Origin of the sequence: Pelomicrobium sp. G1 (assembly GCF_051905455.1) — a bacterium.
GTDB lineage: Bacteria > Pseudomonadota > Gammaproteobacteria > Burkholderiales > UBA6910 > Pelomicrobium.
In genome coordinates, this window is sequence record NZ_JBQACR010000365.1 from 1 (window position 1) to 268 (window position 268).

Consider the following 268-nt stretch of genomic DNA (forward strand, 5'->3'; position numbering starts at 1 on the left):
GGCACTGCCGGACCTCACGACCCTCGTCGACGAGCTGGAGTCGGCCGGTCCCGGACTGATCATGACCATGGGAAAGGGGGGCGTGGGCAAGACCACGGTGGCGGTGGAGATCGCGATGGCGCTGGCCCGCCGCGGGCACGCGGTGCACTTCACCACCACGGACCCGGCGGCCCATGTCGTCGGCGCCGTGGTCGAGCTGCCCGAGGGGCTGAGTCTGGGCCGGATCGATCCCCGGACGGAAGTCGAGCGCTATCGGGACGAGGTAATG

The 268-nt window shown here is 70.5% G+C and carries 1 protein-coding gene; it reads left to right on the top strand.

Annotated elements, in window-relative coordinates; all coding sequences use genetic code 11:
- On the top strand, positions 1–268 hold a 268-nt coding region (locus tag ACTFO6_RS18850; RefSeq protein ID WP_439935887.1), incomplete at both ends, for an ArsA-related P-loop ATPase.